The 26,111-nt window shown below is 66.5% G+C and carries 25 protein-coding genes and 2 tRNA genes; 9 read left to right on the forward strand and 18 right to left on the reverse strand.

Annotation, left to right across the window (positions count from 1 at the left end; translation table 11 throughout):
- Positions 1 to 9: 9 nt before the first annotated feature.
- The gene (locus tag BM449_RS08995) at positions 10 to 885 is read left to right on the forward strand and encodes a prephenate/arogenate dehydrogenase (protein ID WP_071802145.1); all 876 of its coding nucleotides are present in this window, start codon (positions 10 to 12) and stop codon (positions 883 to 885) included.
- A gap of 33 nt (positions 886 to 918) precedes the next feature.
- Here BM449_RS08995 and crtD read toward each other — a convergent pair whose 3' ends face one another.
- Positions 919 to 2,442, reverse strand: a complete 1,524-nt coding sequence (gene crtD, locus BM449_RS09000; RefSeq protein WP_071800952.1) for a C-3',4' desaturase CrtD — start codon at positions 2,440 to 2,442, stop codon at positions 919 to 921.
- 52 nt (positions 2,443 to 2,494) lie between these two features.
- Here crtD and BM449_RS09005 point away from each other — a divergent pair, with 52 nt between their 5' ends.
- Complete coding sequence (locus BM449_RS09005) at positions 2,495 to 3,451, forward strand: fructosamine kinase family protein (protein ID WP_071800953.1); 957 nt, start codon at positions 2,495 to 2,497, stop codon at positions 3,449 to 3,451.
- 66 nt (positions 3,452 to 3,517) lie between these two features.
- Here the strand turns inward: BM449_RS09005 and BM449_RS09010 are convergent, their stop codons facing one another.
- Positions 3,518 to 3,919, reverse strand: a complete 402-nt coding sequence (locus BM449_RS09010; protein WP_071800954.1) for a CAAD domain-containing protein — start codon at positions 3,917 to 3,919, stop codon at positions 3,518 to 3,520.
- A gap of 46 nt (positions 3,920 to 3,965) precedes the next feature.
- Between BM449_RS09010 and BM449_RS09015 the strand changes: the two genes are divergently transcribed.
- Together BM449_RS09015 and moeB are read left to right on the forward strand one after the other, a co-directional pair.
- The gene (locus BM449_RS09015) at positions 3,966 to 4,499 is read left to right on the forward strand and encodes a M67 family metallopeptidase (protein WP_071800955.1); all 534 of its coding nucleotides are present in this window, start codon (positions 3,966 to 3,968) and stop codon (positions 4,497 to 4,499) included.
- A 47-nt stretch (positions 4,500 to 4,546) separates the two neighbouring features.
- Positions 4,547 to 5,716: a molybdopterin-synthase adenylyltransferase MoeB gene (gene moeB, locus BM449_RS09020; RefSeq protein WP_071800956.1), complete on the forward strand. Its 1,170-nt coding sequence runs from the start codon at positions 4,547 to 4,549 to the stop codon at positions 5,714 to 5,716.
- A gap of 36 nt (positions 5,717 to 5,752) precedes the next feature.
- On the opposite strand, the gene BM449_RS09025 is transcribed toward moeB, so the two are convergent.
- On the reverse strand, positions 5,753 to 6,904 hold the full coding sequence (locus BM449_RS09025) for a cob(I)yrinic acid a,c-diamide adenosyltransferase (RefSeq protein ID WP_071800957.1): 1,152 nt from the start codon (positions 6,902 to 6,904) through the stop codon (positions 5,753 to 5,755).
- A gap of 45 nt (positions 6,905 to 6,949) precedes the next feature.
- Between BM449_RS09025 and larE the strand changes: the two genes are divergently transcribed.
- Positions 6,950 to 7,855, forward strand: a complete 906-nt coding sequence (gene larE / locus BM449_RS09030; protein ID WP_083544487.1) for an ATP-dependent sacrificial sulfur transferase LarE — start codon at positions 6,950 to 6,952, stop codon at positions 7,853 to 7,855.
- Between the two features lie 42 nt (positions 7,856 to 7,897).
- Here larE and speD read toward each other — a convergent pair whose 3' ends face one another.
- The gene (gene speD / locus BM449_RS09035) at positions 7,898 to 8,380 is read right to left on the reverse strand and encodes an adenosylmethionine decarboxylase (protein ID WP_071800958.1); all 483 of its coding nucleotides are present in this window, start codon (positions 8,378 to 8,380) and stop codon (positions 7,898 to 7,900) included.
- Positions 8,381 to 8,417: 37 nt separating this feature from the next.
- Complete coding sequence (gene recF / locus BM449_RS09040) at positions 8,418 to 9,509, reverse strand: DNA replication/repair protein RecF (protein ID WP_071800959.1); 1,092 nt, start codon at positions 9,507 to 9,509, stop codon at positions 8,418 to 8,420.
- A gap of 96 nt (positions 9,510 to 9,605) precedes the next feature.
- Between recF and BM449_RS09045 the strand changes: the two genes are divergently transcribed.
- Positions 9,606 to 9,679 (forward strand) — tRNA-Arg (locus BM449_RS09045).
- 2 nt (positions 9,680 to 9,681) lie between these two features.
- Here BM449_RS09045 and BM449_RS09050 read toward each other — a convergent pair.
- The 8 genes from BM449_RS09050 to BM449_RS09085 all read right to left on the reverse strand — a co-directional run bounded on the left by BM449_RS09050 (position 9,682) and on the right by BM449_RS09085 (position 20,297).
- On the reverse strand, positions 9,682 to 10,158 hold the full coding sequence (locus BM449_RS09050; RefSeq protein ID WP_071800960.1) for a GNAT family acetyltransferase: 477 nt from the start codon (positions 10,156 to 10,158) through the stop codon (positions 9,682 to 9,684).
- A 7-nt stretch (positions 10,159 to 10,165) separates the two neighbouring features.
- The gene (gene ppc, locus BM449_RS09055) at positions 10,166 to 13,141 is read right to left on the reverse strand and encodes a phosphoenolpyruvate carboxylase (protein ID WP_071802147.1); all 2,976 of its coding nucleotides are present in this window, start codon (positions 13,139 to 13,141) and stop codon (positions 10,166 to 10,168) included.
- Between the two features lie 65 nt (positions 13,142 to 13,206).
- Entirely contained in the window at positions 13,207 to 14,385 is a 1,179-nt protein-coding gene (gene gshA, locus BM449_RS09060; RefSeq protein WP_071800961.1) for a glutamate--cysteine ligase, read from the reverse strand.
- On the reverse strand, positions 14,382 to 15,908 hold the full coding sequence (locus BM449_RS09065; protein ID WP_071800962.1) for a chorismate-binding protein: 1,527 nt from the start codon (positions 15,906 to 15,908) through the stop codon (positions 14,382 to 14,384). The genes gshA and BM449_RS09065 overlap by 4 nt, the downstream gene beginning before the upstream one ends.
- Positions 15,909 to 15,994: 86 nt before the next feature.
- Entirely contained in the window at positions 15,995 to 16,426 is a 432-nt protein-coding gene (locus BM449_RS09070; RefSeq protein WP_071800963.1) for a photosystem I reaction center subunit II PsaD, read from the reverse strand.
- Positions 16,427 to 16,549: 123 nt separating this feature from the next.
- The gene (locus tag BM449_RS09075; protein ID WP_071802151.1) at positions 16,550 to 17,938 is read right to left on the reverse strand and encodes a HAMP domain-containing histidine kinase; all 1,389 of its coding nucleotides are present in this window, start codon (positions 17,936 to 17,938) and stop codon (positions 16,550 to 16,552) included.
- Positions 17,932 to 19,200: a rod shape-determining protein RodA gene (gene rodA, locus BM449_RS09080; RefSeq protein ID WP_071802149.1), complete on the reverse strand. Its 1,269-nt coding sequence runs from the start codon at positions 19,198 to 19,200 to the stop codon at positions 17,932 to 17,934. The genes BM449_RS09075 and rodA overlap by 7 nt, the downstream gene beginning before the upstream one ends.
- Before the next feature lie 11 nt (positions 19,201 to 19,211).
- Entirely contained in the window at positions 19,212 to 20,297 is a 1,086-nt protein-coding gene (locus BM449_RS09085; protein WP_071800964.1) for an Mrp/NBP35 family ATP-binding protein, read from the reverse strand.
- A gap of 234 nt (positions 20,298 to 20,531) precedes the next feature.
- Between BM449_RS09085 and hemF the strand changes: the two genes are divergently transcribed.
- Positions 20,532 to 21,509, forward strand: coding sequence for an oxygen-dependent coproporphyrinogen oxidase (hemF, locus tag BM449_RS09090; protein WP_311134069.1), 978 nt, complete (start codon positions 20,532 to 20,534; stop codon positions 21,507 to 21,509).
- Here the strand turns inward: hemF and BM449_RS09095 are convergent.
- Positions 21,436 to 22,326: a dehydrogenase gene (locus tag BM449_RS09095; protein ID WP_233830598.1), complete on the reverse strand. Its 891-nt coding sequence runs from the start codon at positions 22,324 to 22,326 to the stop codon at positions 21,436 to 21,438. The genes hemF and BM449_RS09095 overlap by 74 nt on opposite strands.
- Positions 22,327 to 22,333: 7 nt before the next feature.
- Positions 22,334 to 22,888 carry a cofactor assembly of complex C subunit B gene (locus tag BM449_RS09100; protein ID WP_071800966.1) on the reverse strand — a complete coding sequence of 185 codons (555 nt, stop codon included), beginning with the start codon at positions 22,886 to 22,888 and terminating at the stop codon, positions 22,334 to 22,336.
- Positions 22,889 to 22,995: 107 nt separating this feature from the next.
- Here BM449_RS09100 and BM449_RS09105 point away from each other — a divergent pair, with 107 nt between their 5' ends.
- Complete coding sequence (locus tag BM449_RS09105) at positions 22,996 to 23,661, forward strand: ribonuclease D (protein ID WP_071802154.1); 666 nt, start codon at positions 22,996 to 22,998, stop codon at positions 23,659 to 23,661.
- Between the two features lie 36 nt (positions 23,662 to 23,697).
- Here the strand turns inward: BM449_RS09105 and BM449_RS09110 are convergent, their stop codons facing one another.
- On the reverse strand, positions 23,698 to 23,955 hold the full coding sequence (locus BM449_RS09110) for a hypothetical protein (protein WP_071800967.1): 258 nt from the start codon (positions 23,953 to 23,955) through the stop codon (positions 23,698 to 23,700).
- A 31-nt stretch (positions 23,956 to 23,986) separates the two neighbouring features.
- Positions 23,987 to 25,282 carry a lipid-A-disaccharide synthase-related protein gene (locus tag BM449_RS09115; protein WP_071800968.1) on the reverse strand — a complete coding sequence of 432 codons (1,296 nt, stop codon included), beginning with the start codon at positions 25,280 to 25,282 and terminating at the stop codon, positions 23,987 to 23,989.
- A 43-nt stretch (positions 25,283 to 25,325) separates the two neighbouring features.
- On the opposite strand from BM449_RS09115, the gene BM449_RS09120 reads away from it, so the two are divergent.
- Positions 25,326 to 25,396: transfer RNA gene (locus BM449_RS09120), tRNA-Cys, on the forward strand.
- Between the two features lie 65 nt (positions 25,397 to 25,461).
- Here the strand turns inward: BM449_RS09120 and BM449_RS09125 are convergent.
- Complete coding sequence (locus BM449_RS09125) at positions 25,462 to 25,995, reverse strand: hypothetical protein (protein WP_145536797.1); 534 nt, start codon at positions 25,993 to 25,995, stop codon at positions 25,462 to 25,464.
- Positions 25,996 to 26,111 lie beyond the last annotated feature (116 nt).

The following is a 26,111-nucleotide window of genomic DNA, read 5'->3' on the forward strand; positions in this document are numbered from 1 at the left end:
GTACCGGTGATGACAACCCTGTGGCGCGACCAACCGGTGGGCTTAGTCGGACTGGGCCTGATCGGTGGCTCGATCGGGCTGGATCTCCGGGCGGCTGGCCTGGAGGTGCGGGGCTGGGTGCATCGCCAGGCGACGGCGGAGCGGGCCAGCCAACGGGGCCTGGCAAGCCAGGTGGGCACCGATCCAGCCGTGCTGGCCGGCTGTGGCCTGGTGGTGCTGGCTCTGCCACTCGATCGGCTGCTGGATCCGGCCGCCGAGCTGATCGCGGCTTTGCCGAATGGTGCTGTGATCACCGATGTCGGTTCGGTGAAAGGCCCGGTGCTCCAGGCCTGGCATGGCAGGGTGCCGCGCTTCGTGGCCAGCCATCCGATGGCCGGCACAGCGGCGGCGGGGGTGGAGGCCGGCCAGCGGGATCTGTTCCGCGGCCGCCCCTGGGTGGCCACCCCGTTGGCCGACACCGACCCTGAAGCCCTGGCGGTGGTGCGTGAGCTGGCCACGCTGCTGGCGGCCCAGTGGCTGGAGTGCGCCGCCGCCGCCCACGACGAGGCCGTGGCGCTGATCTCCCATCTGCCGGTGTTGGTCAGTGCGGCCCTGTTGCAGGCTGCGGAGCGGGGATCGGCTGCCGCTGTCGCCGGGGGTGTGCCGGCCCTGGTGCGGGCCCTGGCCTCCAGCGGCTTTGCTGACACCACCCGGGTGGGCGGTGGCAACCCGGAGCTGGGCACGCTGCTGGCCCGCTGCAACCGGGAGGCGCTGCTGGACGCGCTGAGCGATTACCGGGGCTGCCTTGAGCAGCTGGAGGGGCTGGTGGCTCAACAGCGCTGGGCGGAGCTTGAGGCCACACTGGCGGCCTGTCAGCAGTTGCGGCCTCCTTTCCTCAAGCCTTGAATGGCGATCGGGGTCTCAGGGCCCCAGCTGCGATCAGGCCAGCGCCAGGTTGAGGCCCCGCCCGGCCAGCAGTTGCCGGCAGACCATCAGCGCCGAGAGGCTCACGCCTGCGGTGCCCTCGCCCGGGTGGATGCCGTCGCCGCACAGCCAGAAGCCCGGCAGCGGGGTGCGGCTGGCCAGGCCGAAGGGGCCGAAGCGGGACGGGCGCTGGCCGAGGCCGCCGACGAAGCCAAAGGGCCTTCCTGTCCAGTGGGCAAAGCCCCGCGGCGTGGCCAGCTCGCTGTGGCGGTAGTGCTCCGGCCGCAGCCCGAGGAGTTGGCCCAGCCCCGCCTGGATCTCTGCCAGCGCTTCCTGCTTGCGGGCCTGATAGGTGGGCTCGTCACCATCGAACCAGGGCCGGGCCGGTGTGAACACACTGGCAATCACGGTGGCCTCCCCCGCCGGCGCGCGCCCATCCCCCTCCCGGCTGATGGACACAAACAATGAGCCCGGCTCGGTGCCGTCCAACTGGAGGTGGGCGGGACAGCCTGCGGGAAGGGCGCTGCGGGCGACCGCGGCGTAGAGAACCAGGGCGCCGCTGGGATCGCTGAACCCCTGCAGCCGTCGCTGGTACCCCGCCGGCAGGGCCTCCCCCAGCAACGCCGGCAGGGCCTGCGGGGGTGCCGTGCAGATCAGATCGCGGCAACCCAGTTGGAACGGCCGGCCGCCGGGACCCTGGCCCTGGATGTTCCAGCCGGAAACCTGCTCTGGCCGCAGCCGGCTGACGCGGTGACGGAGCCGCAGACTGCCGCCCGCAGCAGTGAGCCCCTGCTCCAGGGCGCTGCTCAGGGCCTGCATCGAGCCCTCTAGGTGCCACAGACCCTGGGGCTCCTGGGCCATGGCCAGCACCGTGGCGCCGTAGAGGGCAGCGGTGCGATCAGCCGGTTCCTGGGAGTAGAGCCGCAGCTGCAGATCAAGGAAGCGGCGCAGCCGCTGGTTGTCCGCGCAGCCGCTCAGCTGCAGCAGATCGGCCACGCTCGCTCCCACCAGCAGGCCGCTGGCCAGATTGCCTGGCCGCAGCGACCCGATCAGCTGGCCCAGGTCCCAGAGGTTGCGGGGCGGCAGCACCGGATCGCGGCCGGCAAATCCCCAGCTGGCCTGATGCAGCCAGTCGCAGAGGTTCCAGAACGGGTCACTGCCGGGAAAGTGTTGCTGCCGCTCCTGCTGCCAACGCCCAGGATCGCGCCAGAGCCTGATCGGCGGCTCGCCATCGCCCAGATCCACCACGCAGCCGGGATCGAGGGGTGTGGCGGCCGGCGCCGGCAGACCCAGATGCCGGAACAGACGGCTATGAATGCCGCCCGGCTCCAGCCCAGCCACCTGGGTCGCCCCCACATCAAAGGTGTAGGCCCCCCGCCGGAAGGTGCCGGCGCAGCCGCCGCTCTGCAGGTGGCCCTCCAGCAGCTCCACGCTCAGCCCTTGGCGCGCCAGCAGGGCCGCTGCCGTGAGGCCGGCGATGCCAGCGCCGACCACGGCCACATCGCAAGTGGCCTGCGGAGGTAATCGGCTCTGGGCCACGCGTGTCCTGCGTCAAAGAGCCGGCATGCTGGCAGCCGGATGAGGGCCTCCGATGGTGGAACCACTGGCGAGCTGGGTGGAGCGTCAGCTGGGAACCAGTCTGGTTCGCTGCCAGCCGGTGGCGGGCGGTTGCATTCATCGGGCCTGGAGTCTGGAGCTGGGCGATGGCCGCCGCTTGTTTGTCAAAACCAACAGCGCGGCGATGTTGCCGCTTTTTGAGGCGGAAGCCGAGGGGCTCAGGGCCTTGGCCGCTGGGGCGGATGCCGAGCTGCGGATCCCGGCCCCGCTGTTCTGCGGCCTGGAGGGGGAGCGGGCCCTGCTGGCAATCGAGTGGCTCGATCTGAGGTCCTCCGGCGATGGCAACGGTTGGACCCGTTTGGGAGCTGCCCTGGCGCGGTTGCACCGGCGCAGCAGCTCGCTGAAGCCCGGTGCCTTCGGCTGGGAACACGACAACTACATCGGCTCCGGCCTGCAGATCAACGGCTGGTCGCCTGACTGGGGCTGGTTTTTCACCGAACGCCGGCTCCGCCCCCAGTTCGAGGCGGCGGCGGCCAGTGGCGGCCCTTGGCAGGAACGGCTGCAGCAGCCGATCGAGAACCTGCTCAAGCGAATGCCGGCTTGGCTCAACGGCCATGGCGCCCTGCCGAGCCTGGTTCACGGCGACCTCTGGGGCGGCAATGCTTCGCTGTTGGCCTCAGGGAGCGAGTGGGCTCGCCCGGGAGCTTCGGCCTGCGGCGCTGTCTTCGATCCGGCGGTGTATCGCGGTGATCGGGAGGTGGATCTGGCGATGGCGCGCCTGTTCGGAGGGTTCCCCGAGCCCTTCTTCAACGGCTATGAAGCCGAATGGCCCCTCGCCCCTGGCCACTGCCAACGCGCACTCTTCTACAACCTGTATCACCTGCTCAACCACGCCAACCTCTTTGGCGGTGGCTACTGGCAACAGGCGGAAGCACGGGTCTGGGAGCTGAACAAACTGATCGCCGCCCGCGCCGACACCTCCGCCGACTGACCTGGGAAGGGGAAGGTGAAGGTTGGCCGGCCTGGCAAGCCATCGGCTTGGCGGTCTAGCTGGCGATCAGCCCAGATATTCCTGACGCAGGGTCTGAAGCTTGCTGATCACGGCGGAGCGTTTCTCGCTGGTGGTCAAGTTGTGCCAGCTCCACTGGCCGACCACCACCAAGCCGAGCAGCTCCAGCAAACCAGGCACCACTGGCAACAGATTGATGGTGTCGAGCACACCCTTGATCAGGACCTGGGCGATGATCACCGCCAGCAAAATACCGACGGCCTTGCCCACCCGGCCGGCCTGGCTCCAGTCGACCTTGTCAAGGGTTTCGTTGACCTTGCCAAGGATTTCGCTGTAGCGCTCGGTGAAAGGGGTGGTGACGGTTTCTGCCGCAGCGTCCGTGGATGATTCGGTCATCGGTCGTTCCGTTTGGGCCGTTTGCTCCTGTTGCTCGGTGCTGGCTTCGCTCATCAACAGAGAGGCAGTGGATTGGGATTCAAACCCATAACGTATCGGCATGGGACAGCCCTGGCCAGAGCTGGTGCACATTGGTCGCGATCGGCTGACCGAGCTCGAAGCGGTTCTGGTGGCCCAGAGCCCCACTGAAAGTTGCGCCTTGCTGCTGGGAACCTGCCTGCCTGCTGGTGATGGACCTGCCTGCCCGCCGGCGTTGCGGATCGAGGCGGTCTGGCCCTGCCTGAATGTCTGGGAGCCTGCTTCTGAGCGCCCCAGACGCTTTGCGGTTGATCCCAGAGAGCAGCTGCTGTCACAGAAATGGGGACGCCGGCACGGCTGGCAGCTGATCGGCACGGCCCACTCCCATCCGCTTGGAGAGGCGTTGCCTTCCGATCTCGACCGGTCCCTGGCTTTCCCGCCGGCGCTGATGTTGATCGCCTCCGGCCTGGTGGCAGGCCCCGGCCGGGCCGAAGGCAGAGGACGCAGCACGGCAACGACGATCCGGGCCTGGTGGCTGAGTGAGCCTGCCGAGCCAGCTTCAGGGCTGGCTGAGGCCCACCCCCTTCCACTGGGGATCGAAGATTTGGGAGAATAGGGACATAGCCGCGACAGGCGGCTGCCCATGGCCCCGGCCCTCTGCCCATGCTTCCTCCCGATACCAGCGGCGTTCAGCTCTGCCCCGATGAGGTGGCGCGCTTCTCCCGACATCTGATCCTGCCGGAAGTGGGCATGGAGGGCCAGAAGCGGTTGAAGGCTGCCTCGGTTCTCTGTGTCGGCACCGGTGGGCTGGGCTCACCGCTGCTGCTGTATCTGGCGGCGGCCGGCGTCGGGCGGCTCGGCATCGTCGATTTCGATGTGGTCGACACCAGCAACCTGCAACGCCAGGTGATTCACGGCACCAGCTGGGTGGGCAAACCCAAGATCGAATCGGCCAAGCACCGCATCGCTGAGATCAACCCCCACTGCCAGGTGGATCTCTACGAAACCGCCCTCACCAGCGACAACGCCCTGGAGATCATTGCCCCCTACGACATCGTCTGCGACGGCACCGACAATTTCCCCACCCGCTATCTGGTCAACGACGCCTGCGTGCTGCTGGGCAAGCCGAATGTCTATGGCTCGATCTTTCGCTTCGAGGGTCAGGCCACGGTGTTCAACTACCAAGAAGGGCCCAACTACCGCGACCTGTTCCCCGAACCGCCGCCGCCGGGCATGGTGCCCTCCTGCGCCGAAGGCGGGGTGGTGGGGGTTCTGCCCGGCATCATCGGCATGATCCAGGCGACGGAAACGGTGAAGCTCATCACCGGCATCGGCACCACCTTGAGTGGTCGTTTGCTGCTCTTTGATGCCCTGAAGATGGCCTTCCGCGAATTGAAGTTGAGGCCGAGTCCGGATCGGCCGGTGATCGATCGCCTGGTCGACTATCAGGAATTCTGTGGTGTGGGGGGCAGCGAGCCCGGCATGGAGGAGGCTGGGGCAATGGACACGATTTCTGTCACCGACCTCAAGGCCTTGCTGGATGCCCAGCCCGCCGATCTGCTGCTGGTGGATGTGCGCAACCCACCGGAAGCCGAGATTGCGGTGATCCCCGGTGCCGTGCTGATCCCACTCGATCGCATCGAGAGCGGTGAGGCGGTGGAGGAGCTGCGCCAGCTCGCCGCAGGCAAGCGGCTTTACATGCACTGCAAGGTTGGAGGCCGCTCAGCCAAGGCCTTGATCGCCCTTCAGCGTCATGGCATCGAAGGGGTCAACGTGGCAGGCGGGATCAATGCCTGGAGCCGGGAGGTTGATGAGGCTGTGGCGCTTTACTGAGCCAGCTTTTGAGGCTGGGGCTCAACGGGGCGTGACTTAGTAGTCGACTCCCCGTTTGAGTTCCACTCCCCTCTCGGCGTAGTGCTTGTGGCAGACCATCTCCGAGTGGATGCTGGCCAGATCAAAGTAGGTCGGAGCATTCTTGCAACGACCGGTGATGATCACCTCGGTTTCTGCTGGTTTGCGCAGCAGGGTCTGCACGATCGGCTCCACCGGCAGTAGCTCGAGATCCACAGTGGGATTGAGCTCATCGAGGATGACTGTTTTATACAGACCGCTGGCGATGGCCGCCCGGGCGATTTCCCAGGCGCGCTCTGCTTCGACATAGTCGATTGTTTGCTGCTGGCCGCGCCAGACGATCGCATCGCGGCCGGAGCGCAGGTGATCAACCAAATGGGGGAAACTCTCGCGCAGGGCGGCAATGGCCGCATCCTCGGTGTAGCCGCTCCCCCCTTTTAGCCACTGCAGGATCAGGACCCGATGGCTCTTGTCCTGGCTGATGCCCCGACCGATCGCCTGGAGTGCCTTGCCCAGAGCGCTGGTGGATTTGCCTTTGCCGTCCCCTGTGTAGATCTCGATTCCCGAGAGGCCTGAGATTCCGGCCTGGGGATGGTGGTGAGCCCGCATTTCCGAATGCAGATCAGCCTGCTGGATCAGTTGTTGGGGGGCACCACGGCCTGTCACGATCACTTCCATGCCCGGCGGTCTGGCGGCCAGGGTGTTCACCACGTCGGCGGTGTCGAGCAGGCCGAGGTCGAGAACGGGGTTGAGTTCATCGAGAACCACCACTGAATACAGGGCGCTGGCAATGGCTCCCTTGGCGATGTCCCAGCCCCGCTGGGCTTCCTGTTTGTCGAAGCGGTTGGCCTCCGTTGCGGTGAAGAAATCACCACGGCCGGTGCGCACCTGATCAATCAGGTGGGGGAATCCCTGCTGCAGCGCTTCGATCGCGGCGTCTTCGTCGTAAGCGCGGCCGGGCCCCTTCAAGAAGCGGAGCAGCAACACGCGCGTCCGCTTCTGCTCGCAGATCCCTAGACCGATCGTGCGCAGCACCACCCCGAGGGCCGCCTGACTCTTCCCTTTGCCTTCTCCGTCATAGAGGTGCAACTGACCGTGAAGACGTTCGTTGCTGTCGGCGGCTGTGCGGATGCCAATGCCTTGGCCCGTGACCCTTGAAGTCGCTGTCATCACCAGCCTTCTACCGTTGGATTCTAACGAGCTGTGCCTGGGGCCATGCCATCAAAAGGACAGCATCAGCATCCTCTCGTTGAATCCCTGGGCGAGGAGCTCTGGCCGCAACTCCAGGGACTGCGGGATGTCCTGGCCCGATCTGGTTCTGTCGTGGTGGCCTATTCCGGCGGGGTCGACAGCGCCCTGGTGGCAGCCATCGCCGCCGAGCAACTTGGCGATAGGGCCCTGGCCGTCACCGGTGTCTCGCCGGCCCTGGCACCCCATCTGTTGGAGGAGGCCCGCCGCCAGGCTGCCTGGATCGGCCTGCGCCATCAGGAGGTCGCCACGGCGGAACTCGATGACCCGGCTTACGTTGCCAACCCCAGCGAGCGTTGCTACGCCTGCAAGCGTGAGTTGCACGGTCTGCTCGCCCAGGTGGCCGCTGCCGCCGGCGGGACCCGGGTGGTCGATGGGGTGAATCTCGATGATCTCGGTGACCATCGGCCAGGAATCCGCGCGGCCAGGGAGCGTGGCGTTGGTTCACCGCTCGTCGAACTGGGTATCGGCAAGGCGGCGGTGCGCCAGATCTCCCGGGCCCTAGGCTTCCCCTGGTGGGACAAACCGGCCCAACCCTGCCTGGCTTCCCGGTTTCCCTATGGAGAGCCGATCAGTGCCTCGCGGCTCTCGCGGGTCTCAGCGGCCGAAGATTGGTTGCGCCAGCAGGGCCTGCGCGAGATGCGGGTGCGAAGCCAGGGCGAAACCGCCCGGATTGAAGTGCCCGTCGATCAGCTCGGCTTGCTCGTTGAAGATGGCGCGCGCGAAGACCTTGTTACAGCTTTCCGGCAGCTTGGTTTTACGGCCGTGAGCCTGGATCTTGAGGGTTTGGTGAGCGGCAAGTTGAATCGACGTCCCGAAAACCAACCCCCCAACCCCAGCAGCCACAAGATCCCGGGCAACGGGGCTGGCTGAACCATCCCCCGCCGCTTGGTCGTCAGGCTGTGAGCACGGTCGTCAGGCTGCCAGCACGATCGGCAGGCGGAGCTCGCTGCCCAGGGCCGCCGGGGTTTCCCGCCGGAAGCTCTTGAGTTTGTGATGGCCCGCGGTGAGTTCCTGGCAGAGCACCTGACAGGCCCGCTCCGGCATGGTGTGATCGCCGCAGGTGAACACATCCACCGCCGCATAGCCCGATTCCGGCCAGGTGTGGATGGAGATGTGGGATTCAGCCAATAGGGCCAGCCCGGTCACTCCCTGCGGTTCAAAGCGGTGGGTGATCAGATTCAGAAGGGTGGCGCCAGCCCGTTTCGCTGCGTTGGTGATGGCGCTTCTGAGAAAAGCTTCGTCGTCGAGCTTGCCTTTATCGCAGTCGTAGAGCTCGAGGATGCAGTGTTTTCCCACCATCTCGGTGGCACTGGGAGTGGGCGGCTTAAGGCTCTCGTTGCTTTGGGCTCCACTCCATCCCGGGTTGGGGTGAAGGCAGGGCAGGCTCTGGGTCATTGAATCTGATCAACCAACCCCCCATCCTAGTCTCCTCTCAATCGCAGCTGGTGACTATTCCTCCGTGGATCTCGATGCGCTGCGACTGCGCCGACCAGCTGGCATTGAAGGCCTCGACGTGGGTGGCGCTGATCAGGCACTGATGGCCTTCCCCCACGGCCTCCAGCAGCAGTTGCTGGCGCTGCGCATCAAGCTCGGCCAGCACGTCATCGAGCAGCAGCAGGGGGGGCTCTCCCCAGAGCTGGCGTACCAGCTCCAGTTCGGCCAGCTTGAGGGCCAGCACGAGGCTGCGTTGCTGGCCGGCCGAGCCGTAGCGACGGGCCGATTGCCCGCCCAGCAGCAGGCCCACCTCATCGCGATGCGGCCCCACCAGGCACTGGCCTAGGCGCAGTTCCTCGCTGCGTTGCTGCCTCAGCTGCTCAGCCAGGGCGTCGCGCCAGGGCCCCTCCTCCTCCTCCCCCTCCAGGCGACTACCGGCCTGATAGCCCAGCTCCAATCGCTCCCGGCCGGCGCTGAGCCGCTCCTGCCAGGCGGCGGCCAACGGCTGCAGCCGGGCGAGGGCGCGGCGGCGGCGGCGGTGCAGGCGTGTGCCCACCAGGGCCATTTGTTGGTCGAAGGCGTCGAGCAGGCCGCCTTGCTCCCCAGGGGCGATGCCGCGGCGCAGCAGCTGGCTGCGCTGACGCAGCAGCCGCCCGTAGCGCCGCAGCAACTCGCTGTAGACGGGCTCAAGCTGCAGCACCACCCGATCCAGCCACTGGCGGCGCAGGGCCGGCTCGCCGCGGACCAGGTCCAGATCCAGGGCACTGAACACCACCACCCGCAGCGGGCCGATCAGGTCGTGGTGGCGCTCCAGGGTCTTGCCATTGCGGCGCGCCTGCCGTCCTCCCCTTCGCCGCAGCTCAAGTTCCAGCTGATCGTCGCCACAGCTGGCCCGGATCAGGGCGGCCGGGTCACCGTGGCGGATCAGATCCTGATCGCTGCCGGTGCGATGGGAGCGCAGGCTGCCCAGCAGCTCGACGGCCTCCAGCAGGTTTGATTTCCCCTCACCATTGGCGCCAATCACCAGCAGCCTCGGGGCCGCCAGGTTCAGCCCCAGCTGGGCGTAGTTGCGAAAGTGGTGCAGCTCCAGGCGGTGCAGCCGAATGGGTCTGGGGCGGCATGCGGTTAAGGTACCTCTGTCAGTAGAAGCGACAGCTTTTCACTGAGCGGCTTTCAGTCGCTGTCAGGGCATGTAGCTCAGCTGGATAGAGCATCAGATTCCGGTTCTGAGGGTCGGGGGTTCGAATCCCTCCATGCTCGTTTCACTCCACCCTCCCCGCCGGAGTTCGCAGGGAGAGTCCCATCGCCCGGATCCCGCCCGGATCCACAAGGAATCCATAGCGTTGCAGGGCCTGGAGAGCTTCCGGTGGGGCCGCCACCGACACACTGCAGCCACTGAGTTCCTTCTTCAGCCGGCTCAGAGCGGTGTGAACCAGGACCGAGAGCACGGCCTGCTGTTGGGGATCCCCGGGAGAAGCGGCCAGGTCCCAGAGGTTGGCGTTGAGTGCCTGATCACTGGTGGCGCGCACAAATCCCACCAGACTGCCGGCCGGATCATGGATGCTCAGCTGCCAGGCGCTGCGTTGCAGCACCAGGCCGAGACGTTGCTCGTTTCTGCTCCTCTCCCCGCAAGCGATCAGCAGCGCATTGAGCTCGCCCACGTCGGGAAAGACGTCACTGCTGATCGCATAACCCTCGGGCAGGCGAGGGGCGGGAGGCTTGTTGCGAAAGGGGATCAAGCGTTCCTCAGCCCGTGTTGCGCATGCCGGCCGCGATCCCGTTGATCGTCAGCAGCGCTCCCCGCAACAGCTCGCTGCGGCTGTAGGTGCGGCTGTCGGGGCTGTCGTCGCTCGCTTCGCTCATCGGTGGCTGGCGGTTCTGGTCCCTGAGTCGGCGCAGCAAGGCAACTTGAAGAAAGCCCAGGGGGATGATCGTGCGGTTGCGCAGGTCGACCGAGAGCTGCAGGGCTGGATCGCCATCGAGCAGGCGGCCATGGCCGGAGATCTGCAGCACCAGATCGCGGGTGAGGGTGAACTCGGCGGCGATCTCCGCGAAAATCTGCTCGAAGGCAACGCGATGTTCCGGGCGGCCGAGCGCTTCAACGTAGTGATGGGCCAGATCCAGGTCCACCTTCGAGAGCGTCATCTCCACCTTGGAGATCAACATCCGGAAGAACGGCCAGCGCTGGTAGAGCAGCCGCAGCAACTCCAGCTGGCCCGGGTCACTGTCGAGTTCCTCCTGCAGGGCCGCCCCCACCCCAAACCAACTCGGCAACAGAAAGCGGCTCTGGGTCCAGCCGAACACCCAGGGGATCGCCCGCAGACTGGAGAGATCCTTGGCCCCGCTCTTGCGCCGCGCCGGACGACTGGAAATCTGCAGCTTGCTGATCTCCTCGATCGGGGTGACCTGCTGGAAAAAAGCGACCAGATCCGGATTGTCGTGGACGAGTTTGCGGTAGTGCAGACGTGAGCTGGCGCCCAGCCGGGCCATCAGCTCGTTCCAGCTGGGGGTGTCGTCGAGGCTGGTGCTCACCAGGCTGTTCTGGAGCACAGCGGTGGTCATGGTTTCGAGGTTGTAGAGCGCCAGCTCTGGCAAGGAATACTTCGACGCCAGCACCTCGCCCTGCTCGGTGATCTTGATGCGGCCGTTCATGGTGCCGCTGGGCTGGGCCAGGATCGCCTGATAGGCGGGCCCACCGCCACGCCCCACCGATCCACCGCGGCCATGGAAGATCCGCAGTGCCACGTCGTACTGACAGGAGAGGCGCTGCAGGGAGATCTGGGCTTTGTGGATCTCCCAGTTGCTGGAGAGGAAGCCGGAATCTTTGTTGCTGTCGGAGTAGCCCAGCATCACTTCCTGCAGGGGCTTGTCGGCCTCGCCGCTGCTGGCCAGCAGTTGGCGGTAGAAGGGCTCGGCGAACAGCCGATCCATCACTGCCGGGGCGCGCTGCAGATCTTCCACCGTTTCGAACAGGGGCACCACCAACAACTGGGTGCTGACCGTTTTCGGGTCGACCAGGCCGGCTTCTTTCGCCAGCAGCATCACTTCCAGCAGATCCGAGACCGTATGGCACATCGAGATCACGTAACTGCGGCAGATTCGCGCGCCGAATTCCCGTTGCAACCGCTCCAGCATGCGAAAAACCGCGAAGGTCTCGGCGGTGGCCGGGCTCCAGCTGGCGGCTGGCGGCAGCAGGGGCCGGCGGGTCTGGAGTTCCGCCAGCAGCCAGGTGATCCGCTGGTCTTCGTCCATGGCGCCGTAGGCCACGGGTAGCTGCAGGTAGCGGCTCAGTTCGTCGAGGGCATCGCTGTGGCGGGTGCTCTCCTGGCGGATGTCGAGGGTGGCCAGGCTGAAGCCGAAGATGTGCACCTGGGAGAGCAGTTTGCGCAAGGGCTCGCAGCTCAGACCGGTGTTCTCCAGGCTGTCGCGGAGCAGTTCCAGTTCGGCCCGCAGTTCGCCCACGGAGCCGTAGTGGAGGTCTTCAGCGGGTGAGGAGACCATGCCGGTGCCGAAGGAGAGGCCGGCCGTGTTGCTGGGACCGTCGCAGGGGGATTCCCAGCCCGCATCGGCGAGTTGCTGGTTGCGTTGCTGGGTCAGCTGCAACCGCTCCAGGGTGTAGCTGAGTTTCAGCCGATAGGGCTCAAGCCGGTAGCGCGCCGCTCGTTCTTCATAGATGTCGGGGAAGCGCAGCCGGTCGATCTCCAGCGATTCGAGCAGCGGTGCACTCACCTGGCTCCACTGCATCGAGATGCTGAGCTGATCGCGCAGATCCTGCACCGAGGCGATGTAGCGCTCGATCATCAACTGACGCTGAAAGCAGGCGGTGCGCCAGGTGATGTCCGGGGTGACGGAGGGGTTGCCATCGCGATCCGAGCCCACCCAGGAGCCAAAGGTGCAGAAGGCATCCCGCGGTGGTTCCACATCCGGATAGCTGCCGGCTAAGGCGCTGTGGATGCGCAGGCGCAACAGGGGCATGGCATCGAAGAGCACCTGCTGGAAGTAGTGCAGGGCGTAATCCACCTCATCGAGCACCGAGGGCTTGAACTGGTGGAGTTCATCGGTGCGCCACCAGAGCCGAATCTCTTCTTCGAGCTGGAGACGCAGGTTGCGCTTGTCATGGAGCTCGGCGGGGCTGTCCTGCTGGAGCTTCTGGATCAGGGAGGCGACCCGGCGTTGTTTGTGCCGCACCGTATGCCGCACGATTTCGGTGGGGTGGGCTGTGAAAACGAGGCGGATGTCGAGTTCCCGCAACAGGGTTTCGAGCTGGGCGGGCGGCACGTTCAGCCCGCGCAGCCGCGTGAACAGTTCCTTGAAGGTGGCCGGATCGGTCTGGCTGGCCAGCGGCGGGGCAAAGGGGTCGGGGCTGGGCGGAGGCAGCCCGTCTTTGAGGCTGGCGAGATAGCTGTCTTCCTCGATGTGCTGCTCAAGGATGTTGACCAGCTGGAAGTAGAGCGAAAAGGCCCTGGCCGCGGCAATCGCCTCAGCCAGATCCATCTCCCGGATCAGCTGAACGATCGGCGCGTTCTTCTCCGGCTGCAGCGCCGACTCACTGGTTTCTTCGCTGAGCTCCTTGAGCCTCAGCAGCCGCTCAGCCTGCTCGGGCGGACACTCGCTGCGCAGCACCGTTTTCCAGAGATCCTCCACCAGCTCCAGGCGCTCGCCCAGAAGCCGGGTCACGCGCGGTGCCGGCTGGGTGGGGTCGGGGCCAGGGGACTCCTCCATGGCGGCTGAAGCTGCGGTCAGAAACTGCCGCATGGGAGCCGGCTCAGCGAAGGAAGGAACCATGATCATCCCAAAGGGTTCAGGGCTTCTGTGTTGTGTGGTGCCGGTTGCCGCTCAAGGTTGGCCATCGCCTCGATCTCAGAAGTCAAGATCGACTCGATGCTTTCCCCCCGTTGGTGACGCCCCAGCCAGCGCATCGCCTCATTGCCACCGTCATGGGCGCCGTCATGGCCACCGTCCAGCACCTTGGCCAAGGGAGCCAGCCAGGGCCCAAGGCCCAGTTGGATCGCCAGCGGCTGCATGGATTCAAGCTCCCGCCGCAGCCAGGTGCGGGCCGGCAGGGGCTCGCCGCTGCGCCAGTCGAGCAGTTCGGCGTCCAGGCTGGCCCTGGCGGCGGCCAGGTCGTTGGCGTCAGATAGTTCGGCCAGCTCGGCATGGCTGAGGCTGCTGGCGCGTAGGGGGTCATGGGCCTCTGGATTCGAGTCGAGCTGCAACAGCCGCAACTCGATGAAGGCCGTGATCGCCAGCAGCACCAGGGGGTCGCTGATCAAATCGCAGATGCGGATCTCCAGCCGATTGAGATCGTGGGGGCGGCTCTCCCCGTTGGGGCGCACCGAGGTCCAGAGATGGCGGACGTTCTGCATGCTGCCGGCCGCCATCTGCTCCTCCATCCAGCGGATGTAGTGGTGGTGATCGAGGAACAGCGGCACCTTGGCCGGGGTGAGCGGGAACTGCAGCCAGCGCTGGGAATGGGCTCCGCTTGCTTTGCCATCGAGGAAGGGCGAACTGGCGCTCAAGGCCAGTAGCAGGGACGCCTCGCAGCGCATCAGCCGGCAGGCGGCGAAGAGTGATTCCATCGCCGTGATGCCCAGATTGATGTGAACGCTGGCGGTGACCACGCTGGTGCCGTAGGTGCTTTCAATGAAGCCGTGGTACGCGTTGGTGGGATCGGAGCGCTCGAAGCGGCTGCTGTCGCCCAGGCTCAGGGTGCTGCCGGGAATCAGGGTCAGCCCCTGCTGCTTCAACCAACGCCGCAGCTGCCGGCGTGGCACCTGGAGCATGGTCAGTTGGTCGGTGTAATTGGCATCGGGGTGGGTGATGTATTCGAGATTGCGGTGATCCGGCTCGGTCACGAAGCCAGGAAGCGCCGCCGCCACCTGCTCGGCCATCCCGACCACAGTGCCGTTGGCCTGGCCGGTGAACAGCTCCACCTCGAATCCCTTCAGCAGCAAAGGGCCACTCATGGCGTTCCATCCTCAAGGCAGGCCAGCGCCTTGAGCAGGCCACGGGCCTTGTTGAGGGTTTCTTCGTATTCGGCTGCCGGCTGCGAATCGGCGACCAGACCGGCGCCCGCCTGCACCTGAACACGCCAGCCGCCGGCTGGGTCAGGCAGCACCACCATGGTGCGAATCGTGATGGCGGTGTTGAGGGCGCCGCCCAGATCGACGGCGCCGTAGACGCCGGAGTAAGGCCCCCGGGCGTCGGGTTCAAGCTCGTGGATCAGCTGCATGGCTCTGATTTTCGGGGCTCCGCTGACCGTTCCTGCCGGAAAGGAGGCCTGGAGCAGGTCCCAGATGTCCTGGTCTGCTGCCAGCAGACCCTCCACCTGGCTGACGATGTGCATGACGTGGGAATAGCGCTCAATCACCATTAAGTCGGTGACCGCGACGCTGCCAGGTCGGCAGACCCGGCCCAGATCGTTGCGGCCCAGATCGACCAGCATCACATGCTCTGCCCTTTCCTTGGGATCGGCAAGCAGCTCCTGCTCCAGCCGCTGGTCCTCCGCCTCGCTCTGGCCCCTGGGGCGGGTTCCGGCAATGGGCCGAAGCGAGGCCAGCACGCCCTGCTCGCTCGGCTCGGCCTTGACCATCACTTCAGGGCTTGAACCGATCAGATACCAGCCGCCGAAGTTGAAGAAGGCCATGTACGGGGAGGGATTCACCATCCGCAGGCTGCGGTAGAGCTCAAAGGGATCGCGTTGGATCGGCGTTTCCAGCCGTTGGCTGATCACCAGTTGGAACACGTCACCGGCGGCGATGTGGCCCCGGGCCGCCTCCACGGCCGCTTCGTAGTCGGCCTGACTGCGGTTGCTGGTGGTGGCCAGCGGCTGGGTGGGCTCGGCGTTCCAGCGCAGGGGTTTGACACCCTTGGGCAGGGGGGCCTGCATGCGTTGCTCCAGGCTGTGGATCCTGGCTTCGGCGCTGGCGTAGGCCTGCTCGGCACTGCTGCCGTCGCTGAGATCGCCATAGGCCACAGCAATCAACTGCCGTTTCACCTGGTCGAAGACCAGCAGGCTGTCGGCCAGCATCCAGCAGCCGTCGGCAGGCCCGGCTGGATCATTGGCGTGGACCGGCACGCTGGGCTCGATCCAGCGGATCAGTTCGTAGCCCCAGAAGCCAAACAACTGACCCACCGGTGGCAGACCCGGCACCGGGGTGGAGTGAAGGTGACTGAGGCGTTCTCGAAGTAGTTCGAATGGATTTCCCTGGTGGTGGCAGATCCGGCCATCCCGCCAGACCTGCTCGGCGCGTTCGCCTCGCACCGTCAGGGTCCAGAGCGGATCGGCCACCACGTAGCTCCAGCGCCCCAGGTGCTCCCCTCCTTCAACGGATTCGAGCAGCACGCCATGGCGACTGGCAGCCCCCACCTTCAGCCAGGTGGTCAGCGGCGTTTCCAGATCGGCGGGCCAGCGCTTGGCGATCGGGATGAAATTGTTGCCGGCGCTCGCCAACGCAAGGAAGGCAGCGTGATCGGGAGAGGTCTTCACGGCGACGGCCAGGCAAAAAAAACGGGGCCCCGGGCCCCGCCTTTCTAAATGGTGATCGGTTCAGGTTCTCAGGACCTGCCTGCCGCTCAGGAGTCGAAGGTGTTGCGACCGGTGAACTTGATCGTGGATGGGTTGGGGTTATCGCCGATGCGACGGGAATTGAAGCCCACCATGGAGCGGCCTTCGTTGACCTTCTCGGGGAAAACACCATCCTTGGGGTGCAGATATTCGGTGTCACCACCGGGGAAGATCCGGTAGATCTTGAAATCTTCGATGCGGGGCTTGAACTTGGTGCGCAACTGAGTGCCGAGGGCCAGGCACTGCTCCTTGCGTGCAAAATACATGATGTTCTCACCTTCGTTCATCTCGGCGGCCCCGCCGGTGGGAAGTTCGAAAACCTGGGAGGTGCTGCTTGTCCAGGTGATGGCGTATTTCTCCTCGGTTTCCGCTGAGTTCAGCAAACCTCCGGTGCTACCGATGTACTTGGGGAGTTGACCGCTCAGCGCCGTTGCTGTCATGGCTGTTGGGGGAGGGGAGTGGGCGTTCCCGGAGGAGCTGCCGGACCGTTTCGGCTGGAAGCTAGCACCGTGTTTCCAGCCCTTATCTCAGGAGGTGCCCTCTCTTCACACCCGTCAACAAATTCAGATCTCGCTGGCCTCCGGGCTGGCGGCCAAGGGAAAGAAGACGGTGAGTCCGCTGCCTGCTCTCTCGGTCAGGCGGCCGCCGAGGCTATGGAACAGGCGCTGGGTGGCCTCACGGCTCAGCTGCAGGCTGCCGGTGAGGGGATCCCAGCTCAGCACCGGACCGAGGGCCGCCGTGGGGGCCGCAGTCGCCGTTTCCGCCCCTGGCGTGCTGAGGCCGTTGAGTTGCAGTTTCAGCCGAGAGCCGGCCGGTTGCAGACGGATCAACACCGCGGTGCCGGCCGGCAGGCTGCGGGTGAAGCGATCGATCAATCCCCCGAGCATGGTTTCGAGCAGGTTGGGGTCACTCATCACTGGCGGAAGCTGATCCTCGATCTCCAGCTTCAGGACTAATCCCCGCCGCCCCAGCTGCCGCTCCCACAGCGGCAGCAGCTTTTGCAGCAGGGTCGCCAGATCGGTTCGCGCCAGGGACTGGCTGGGGCGGGGGCGGCGCTGCAGTTCGGCGGCATGGAAGATCAGGCCGAAGCGGTCGATCTGTTCACTGCATTCGCTGTCGATCTGCTCGAGCCGGTGGCGCACCACGGCAGGCAGGTCGGTGCGGCGCAGCAGGGAGCGGATCAGGGTCCGGATCGTGGCCAACGGCGTGCGCACCTCGTGGGTGAGGGCCTCAAGCAGGGCCAGCTCGCCGTTGGCTGGATGCGGCGTCTGCTTGTCCCTGGCGGGGGCGGCCTGGACCACGGGTTGCAGGGTGACGCTCGGCGCCATAGCGGCGAGCCGTTCGCCCAGTCGCGGCCAGAAGGCCTGCGCCGTCTTCTCCTCGCTGCGCAGGGCTCCGAGTCCTTGCATGGCGCTGCGCAGACTGCGGGCTGCGCTGGGGCTGCGGCACTGCAGGCGTTCATCCACCAGTTGCAGGGCCGCCGCCAACGTGGCGGGGTCGAAGCGCAGGATCAAGCGCCGCCGTTGAGGCTCCCCCTCCAGGGCCATCGCCATCTGCAGCTGGGGGGTGAACAGCAACAACAGCGGATCGGTGCCGTCGTCGTCCTCGAGGGTCAGGCGCTCGAAATCTGGTGTTGGCCCTGGGTGAGGGTCAGCGGATTGCCGCCAACGCCCCGGCAGCAGGGGCGCAGGGGGCTCCAGCAGGGTTCCGACCGCCTTGGGCGTCCAGACCCAACCCTGCAGTTCCCGCAGCAGGGCGGGCTCGTGCAGCGCTGGCAGCGGCGACGCCAGCCAGACCCCTTTGAGGGGTTGGAGCGGCAGCAGAAAATCTTCCTGCAGGGTGGCCAAGGCTGCCCACCACTGCCGGCGTACGCCGTCCTCATCGCTGCGGCCTGGCGGAACGCCCTGGGCCAGACGTTGCCGTAACTGCTGCAGGGTCGGGCCGTTCACCAGCCCCCCTGGCTGGAGCGGCTGCGACGCAGCACCGAGGCGCAGAGCCCGAGGGCGATGAAGTTGACCAACATCGCCGAACGGCCATAACTCATCCAGGGCAGGGGGATGCCGGTCACGGGGCCGAGGCCGATCGTCATGAAGATATTGACCACCACCTGGAACATCACCATGGCGCCGATGCCGACCACCACCAGTGACTCGAAGTCGGTGCGGGCCTTGCCGGCGATCTGCAGCAGGCGCCCCATCAGGGCGATGAAACCGACCACCACCAGCATGGAGCCCACATAGCCGGTTTCCTCGCCCAGGGCACTGAAGATGAAGTCGGTGTGCTGTTCCGGGATGAACTGAAGCTTGGTGAGTTGGCCATGCATCAGGCCCGTTCCCCAGAGACCGCCGGAGCCGATGCCTACCTTGCTCTGCAGCAGGTGGTACCCCCCGCCGAGGGGATCTTTGGACGGATCGAGGAACAGCACCAGGCGGTCGCGTTGGTAGTCCTTGAGGCCATGGGCCCAGAGATAGGGGGTGAGCAGGGCGAACAGGCCCTGGAGGCCGACCGCCAGGGCCACACCGGGCCAGCGCCAGGGCAGGGAGCGGTAGGCCAGCCAACCCATCAGCGGAATCCAGCCCAGCAGGGCCAGCGGCAGCGTGCCGGCCAGCAGGGCCGCCGCCAGCGGCGAGAGCAGCAGCACCACCCACTGGAGCGACATGCCGGCCCAGAACAACATCACGAGCAGCACGACCCCGAAGACCAGCGATGTGCCCAGGTCAGGCTGGATGAACACCAGAAACCAGGGGATCAGGATCACCCCGGAAGGCCGCAGCAGGTCGATCGGTCGTTCGATCGGAAAGCGGCTGAGCACCCCGGCCAGCAACAGGATTGCCGCGAGTTTGGCGAATTCCGAAGGTTGCACATGGAAGCCGCCGATGCTGATCCAGCGCTGGGCGCCAAGGGCGGAGGTGCCCACCAGCCTCACCGCGATCAGGCTGACCACGGTGAGGCCATAGATCGGCAGCAATAAGGTCTTGAGCCGATCCAGCGGCAGGCGGGCCAACAGCAGGGCGAGGCCCAGCCCCACCGCCGCCGAGAGCCAGTGCTGGTACCAATCGGCGTAATCGGCCTGCCGCTGGGTGCTGGCGATCAGAATCCCCGCCAACAGCGACAGGGCCAGGGGAATGCCCCAGAGCACCAGATCGATCTCCTTGAACCACGAACGTTTTCTCGGGCGGCTGCTGGAGAACACCCTGCGCCGACCGCTGAGCATGGCCATGCCGCTCAGGCTGGGTTGAGCGTCGGCACCTGAAGGGTTGCAGCCAGCTCCATGAAGGCGTGTGCCGTCGGCGAATCAGGCTGGGACACCACAAGGGGAAGGCCCCTGTCTCCGCCTTCCACCACGCCCATCTCCAGGGGCAGCTGGGCAAGCAGGGGCACGTTGGCCTCAGAGGCCAGCAGCGCTCCACCGCCGGAGCCAAAAATCGAGTAGCGGGCTTCGGGCCGATCCGGTGGGATGAACACGCTCATGTTCTCGATCACTCCCAGCACCGACACCCCCATCTGCAGGAACATCGCCAGGCCGCGGCGGGCATCCTGCAGCGACACCTTCTGGGGGGTGGTGACAATCACGACCCCGGCCATTGGAACGGCCTGGGCCAGGGTGAGCTGGGCATCACCGGTGCCCGGCGGCAGGTCGACGACGAGCACATCGCGCTCCCCCCACTCCACCTGATAGAGAAACTGGCGGATGATCCCATTCAGCATCGGCCCGCGCCAGACCACCGGTTGGTTCTCCTGAATCAACAGGCCCATCGACACCATCGCCACACCGCAGACCTCAATCGGGGTCAGAACCTGCTGGTCGCCGCTGCCGCGCACCTCAGGGGTTCGATCGGCCACCCCGAGCATGGTCGGAACGTTGGGCCCGTAGATATCAGCATCCAGAAGTCCCACCCTCAGGCCCTGCCGGGCCAGGGCACAGGCCAGGTTCACGGCCACGGTGCTCTTGCCCACCCCGCCCTTGCCGCTGCTCACGGCGATCACCCGACCGACGCCGGGGATTCCCTTGCGCTCGGGCAGTTGGCCGACGCCGGCCGGTCCGTGGCTGTGGCCGGCATCGGCTTGCTCGGGCTGGGCCAGCTCGACCTGCACCTCGACGATACCATCGACGGCCAGCAGGGCGCTGCGGGCATCGGCGGCGATTTTCTCCCGCTGGCTGGTGGCATAGCCCGGTAAGGCGAGGCGGAACACGGCCCGATCGCCCTGTACCCGAACCTGGCTGATCCAGGCCAGCTCCAGCAGGGTGCGGCCACTGCCGGCATCACACAGGGATTTCAAGGCATCGAGGGCCCGATCAGCGCTGGCCATCCCTTGAGCACCCATAGGTGAATCAATCCTACGGGTCGCGCCCATGACAGAGCCTCTCGAAAGGTTGTGAGCGGGTAAGGCAGGCTGGAAAGGTGAACAGGATTCCAGTGCCCCGTTAGGGGCTCAGCTCGCGTGCCCGAACAACCACGGATTGACCCAGCCACGGCTCCGGAGATCGGACCGCCGCTCCAGGCTCCGCCGCCCGATTCCCGCCAGCGGGCCAGGCAGCTACTGATGGGCCTGCAAGACAGCATTTGCGCCGGCCTCGAAGCCCTCGATGGTGAAGGCCGCTTTCAAGAGGAGAGCTGGGAGCGGCCGGAGGGAGGCGGTGGCCGCTCCAGGGTGATGACGGCCGGCCGCATCTTCGAGCAGGGCGGCGTCAATTTCTCCGAGGTGGAGGGGGACCGGCTGCCTCCGGCGATCCTCAACCAGCGTCCGGAGGCGGAAGGGCAGCGCTGGTTCGCCACCGGCACCTCGATGGTGTTGCACCCACGCAACCCCTATGTGCCAACGGTGCACCTGAATTACCGCTACTTCGAAGCGGGGCCGGTCTGGTGGTTCGGCGGCGGGGCTGACCTGACGCCCTTCTATCCCTTCCTCGACGATGCCATCCACTTTCACAGCACCTTGAAGGGAGCCTGTGACGGCATCAACCCGGCCTATTACCCGGTGTTCAAGGCCTGGTGTGACGAGTACTTCCTGCTCCGGCACCGCGGCGAAACCCGTGGCGTTGGGGGCATTTTCTTCGACTACCAGGACCCTTCAGGAATCCTCTACAAGGGTCAGGATCCCCAGTCTGCGGCCGCAGCTCTCTCCGGCGCTGCCGGGCCGCAGACCCAGAGCTGGGAGCAGTTGTTCCAGTTGGCCAGCGCCTGCGGCCACGGTTTTCTGCCGAGCTACGCGCCGATCGTCGAGAAGCGCAACCCGCTGGCCTACGGCGAGCGCGAACGCCAGTTCCAGCTCTACCGCCGCGGCCGTTATGTGGAATTCAATCTCGTCTTCGATCGGGGCACGATCTTCGGTCTGCAGACCAACGGGCGGACCGAGTCGATCCTGATGTCGCTGCCGCCTCTGGTGCGCTGGGAGTACGGCTACACGCCGGAGCCAGGCAGCCGCGAGGCCTTGCTCACCGATCTGTTCACCTGCCCCCAGGACTGGTTGCAGGACGAATCACTGAAGGATCGCTGCCAACCCCATCAGGCTGTTGGCTGAGCCGTGGCCTGAACGGGGCCTGGCTGTCAGCCAGCCCCGCTTCGATCGCCTCAACCACCCGCAGGGCAATCGCGTCGAGGGCTGAATCGCGGCTGCTCGGGTTGCGCAGTGACGCTTCGAGGGTGCCCTCCAGCTTGCCGATCTCCAGCATGGCAATACCCCGCCGCGGGGCACCAAGCCCACCGCGGAAGTCAGCGGGGAAGGCGCCGAAGGCGGCGGCGAGGCTCTCATCGAGTTGGCTGAAGGGCCCCATCAGCGGTGGAATCAGGCCCGAGCCGATACCGTCAGGGCCGTAGGCATCGAAGTGGATCTCCAGGGCGTAGCCACCCCGACGCACGTGATCCTTGCCCACACTCCAGTTGGTGCGGGGATCGTCTCCATCGGCGATGGTTCTCAGCGGAGGCAGGTAAAGGCTGATGTTGAGCCCCCGCTGCTGCCCGAGGTCCACGATCCGCTCAGCGGTCAGTAGGTTCCAGTGGAGCTCGTCGCGGATGGCGGGATTCATCGGCGCGGCGCCGTGGATGTCGACGGCCTCGCCGGGGGTGCCAGCTCCCGCCATGGCCTGGGAGTCGGCGTGGCCAGCCAGCACCAGGATCGGGGTGCCGGCAGCCAGACTGCGGCGTCCGATCCAGTTCTTGTTCAGCGGCGCTCGGGGACCGGTGAGCGGATCGATGGCCGGAAGAGCTGGGGCCCGCGCCGCCGCCGCCGCCGCTGCCGCCAGGATCAGGCTGAACACCCCCAGCGCCGCCCATCGGATCGAGGAGGCCCGGGGAACAACGCGGCTGGGCGCCGTTCTGGAATGTGAACGCGTGGACACAGGTCAATCAGATCGGGGAACGAAGCAGGGAGCCGTCACTGGCGAGCTCGAGAGAGGCGGCCATCTCCTGTTCAAGGGCAATCAGTTCATCGCGGTGGGCGCGCAGCCGCAGGGTGCTGCCCGGGGCCGTGTCGTCGCTGATCAGCCGCAGCTCAACTTGCTCTTGTCGAGCCGCTCGGCGCCCGTACACCAATCCCGCCAGGGGGCCGAGCACGGTGAGCAGCAGCGGCGACCAGCCCAGAGCTGGGAGGAGCTGGCGCACCACCAAACCGAGGCAGGCCGCCCCGACGCCTCCGAGCACCGACAGCAGCAAGGCCAGGGGCAGGCTGGCGGCGACCCGGCCGGAGAAGCGCAGCAGGCGCCGTTCAGGATCGCCGGTCTCAGCCTGCCAGCCCCGTTGTTGCAGCCACCGACTGAGACCGTCGAGCACCTCCAGCGCCGGCCTAGGTGAGTGGACATCCACAACAGTGGTGCGGTCCTTGCTGGCGGCCCGCAGGAAGAACACCAGCCCCACGGTCATCAGCAGGGTGAGCAGAAGGGTGGAGCTCAAGGCGGGGGGCATGCGAAGGGCTGACAATCACCCCATCCTGGCCCAGACGGCAGCGGATGGGAGAGCGGGCAGCGGTGCGGGCGCTGGACGCGACGATGGCGGGGTTGCGCATTGCCCCGATGGCCTCCCCCTCTGCCCATCCGTCATCCTCAGCCTCTGCTCCAGCCAGCTTTGCCGTCTTCGACGACGATCTTGATCCGGCCTGGCTGGCCCTGCTCTCGGAGGCGTCGGCCCTGGCCGTCGATACCGAGGCGATGGGGCTGGTCCATGGCCGCGATCGTCTTTGCCTGGTCCAGATCGCCGATGCCCGTGACAACGTCTGCTGCATCCGGATTGCGCGCGGTCAGCGGCTCGCCCCCCGGCTGCAGCAGCTGATGGAGAACCCGGCAATCGAGAAGGTGTTCCACTTTGCCCGCTTCGATGTGGCCGCCCTGGGGGAAGGCCTGGGGATTGCCGTGAACCCCCTGTTCTGCACCAAGGTGGCCAGCCGCCTGGCCCGCACCTACAGCTCCCGCCACGGACTCAAGGAGGTGGTTCAGGAGCTGGTGGGTGTGGAGCTCGACAAGCAGGCCCAGAGCAGTGACTGGGGCCGGGTCGAGGAGCTCGGCGAGGCCCAGCTGGCCTATGCCGCCAACGACGTGCGCTTCCTGCTCCCTGCCTGTGGGCGCCTCAAGGAGATCCTGGAGCGGGAGGAACGCCTGGAGCTGGCGCGCCGTTGCTTCGCCTGCATCCCGGTGTTCTCTGAACTCGATCGCCGCCGTTTCGGTTCGGTCTTCGAGCACTGAGGCAAGATCGCCCAGCCAGTCCTCAGCCGCCAGTCCTCAGTCTTCGTCGAGGTAATTGGCTTCGTCAGATTCGGCGATCAGCAGGGAATCGAGCAGGCGCACCTGCTCCTGGCGGCTGCCGCTGAGCTCCTCAACCATCTGCTCGGCCATGGCCACCCGGCCGGCGATGTCGCGAATCTCCGCCTTGGCGGCCCGCTGGTCGACCCGACGCCGCGCCGAGGCGATGCTGATGCCAAGCAGGGAGGCCAGGTTGCCGGTGATGGTGGCGTAGGCCCGATCGGTGGGGGCGGGCATCAGAAACCTGCAGGGGCGATATCAACCCCCATCATCGCCAGTCGTCGGCCCGGCCCCCTCGCGGCAGGTTCTGATCCAGCAGCTCCCTCTCCAGCACGGCGGCGAGGCGCTCACTGCCGCCAGCCCCTCCCATGCGCCGCCTGCCGATCCTGCCAAGGGCGTCCCTGGCGGCGGGGTCGACCAGCAGCCGGGCCAGCTCCTTGGCCAGGGCTTGCGGTGTGGGGCAGACCCGCACCGCCCCTCCCAGCAAGCGGCTCTGGCGGCTGGCAAAGCTGGTCTTGAACTGGGGCCCCGGGCCTGGCAGCGACAGGGCCGGAACCCCTAGTCCGACGAGTTGTTCGGTGGCGGTGCCGGCCATGGCCAGCCCCACCTCCCCCCAGCTGGCCCAACGCTCGAAGGCGCCGCTGGCCACCAGCAGCAACACCCTGCCCCGCTGCCAGGCCGCCTGGGCTCCGCTGCCCTCGGGTGGATCACTGGGGACGTAACCGGCGGCGCGCAGCAGCGGTGCCAGTTCGGCATCGCTGGGCCTGGAGCCGGTGGCGCAGAGCACCGCGATCGGCTCGTTCAGCCTGCCTGGCCCTTCCAGCCCGCCTGGCCCGAGCCACTCCATGGCCCCAAGCAGGCGCTGCAGGTTGCCCAGGGCCTCCGGCAGGCGACTGCCCGCCAGCAACACCAGGCGCCGTTGGTTGGCCAGGGCGGGCGGTACGGGCTGGCAGAGGAAGCCATCCATCATTGAATTGCCCGGTGCCAAGGCCCGCACGCCATGGCGCCGAAGCCCCCGGGCCGTCAGTCCGTCCCTGACAGCCACAACCCGGCAGCGACGCTGGCCCATCAGGGCCCATTCCCATGGGTCCCATTCGCTTCCCTTGCAGCGGTGATAGCGGTCGGCAGGCCAGTTGTGGCCAGGCCCGCTGCGCCAGGTGTAGTCGCTCTTCGGGGTGCCGACGAAGCCGTAGGGCGCACCGCTGGCAAAGGCCAGCAGCAGAGGCAGCAGATCGCCGACGGCGAGCACGGGCTGGCCGCGACGCCCCCAGCGGCGCAGGATCTGTAGCTGCCGCCAACTCAGCAGGGGCAGGCCGGCGCTGAGATCACCCAGCAAACCCGGCAGGCTCTGGTTGCTGAATCCGCCGCTGGGCAGCGCCAGGCGGGGTCCGATGCGTTTGAGCTCGCCGCCGGCCTCAGCGGCCTTGAAGGCCGATCCCTCTCCCACCAACGGCAAAACCAGCACCTGGAGGTCGGGCCGGCGCCGCCGTAGGGCCCGGATCAGGCGCAGGGCGATCTGGTCCTCGCCGTGGCCGTTGCTCAGGACCAGCAGACGGGAGGGCATGCCACGGCTGATACGATCCGGTTCAGGGAGTCTGCTCCCGGCTGGCGGCATGGCCAAGTGGTAAGGCAGAGGATTGCAAATCCTTTATCCCCAGTTCGAATCTGGGTGCCGCCTCTCTCTTCCAGGTTCCACCAGGACCTGTCTTCGTTTGGGCTCAAGCGCAGCCCAAGCGCTGGCGTTCAGAACTCGGCGACGGCACTCCAGGACTCCTGACTCGGGGCCTTGGCGCTGCAACGCACCTGGCGCTGTTCAACGCTGCAGCGCCCTTCGGCCGGCCAGGCTTTCGGCAGGCCGGTGGCCAGGCCGCGGTCATTGAAGCTCCGTTCGCTCATGCTCGACACCGTTGTCGTGAGCGGGCCCATCAGCCGGCAACGGCCCTGGTCGCACGCCATCGGCGTGCTGGCCGGTGCCAACACGCCAACAAAATTGAGCTGGGCGCTGGCGGCTCCGCCCTGGCCGGGAGAAAGGAAGCGAATGTTCAGCAAACCCTGGGAGGGTTGCTCGAACAGAACACTCGTACAGGCGGTCGCAGGCGCGTCCGCCAGATTGTTCTGGCAGGTCTGGGCCCTGCTCTGCAGCCGGCCAAAGTTGTCGGCTGGGCGCGAATGAGGCGTGGCCGCCTCGGCTGCTCCCGGAGTCGCCGCCAGCGCCCCCACCGGCCAGCTCAGTAGTAGGGCGAAGGTGAGAACCAATCGGTGCAGGGAGCTGGGCACGGGAGACCTTTCTCAGCCATTCATTCTGGAGGCCAGAGGCCGGGGCAAGAGGCCAAAGGCCGGGGCTTGGAGGTTCAGCTGTCGCCGTCAGCTACGCAGAAACCCTGGCAGCGGAT

It is taken from the genome of Synechococcus sp. SynAce01, assembly GCF_001885215.1.
Classification (GTDB): domain Bacteria; phylum Cyanobacteriota; class Cyanobacteriia; order PCC-6307; family Cyanobiaceae; genus Regnicoccus; species Regnicoccus frigidus.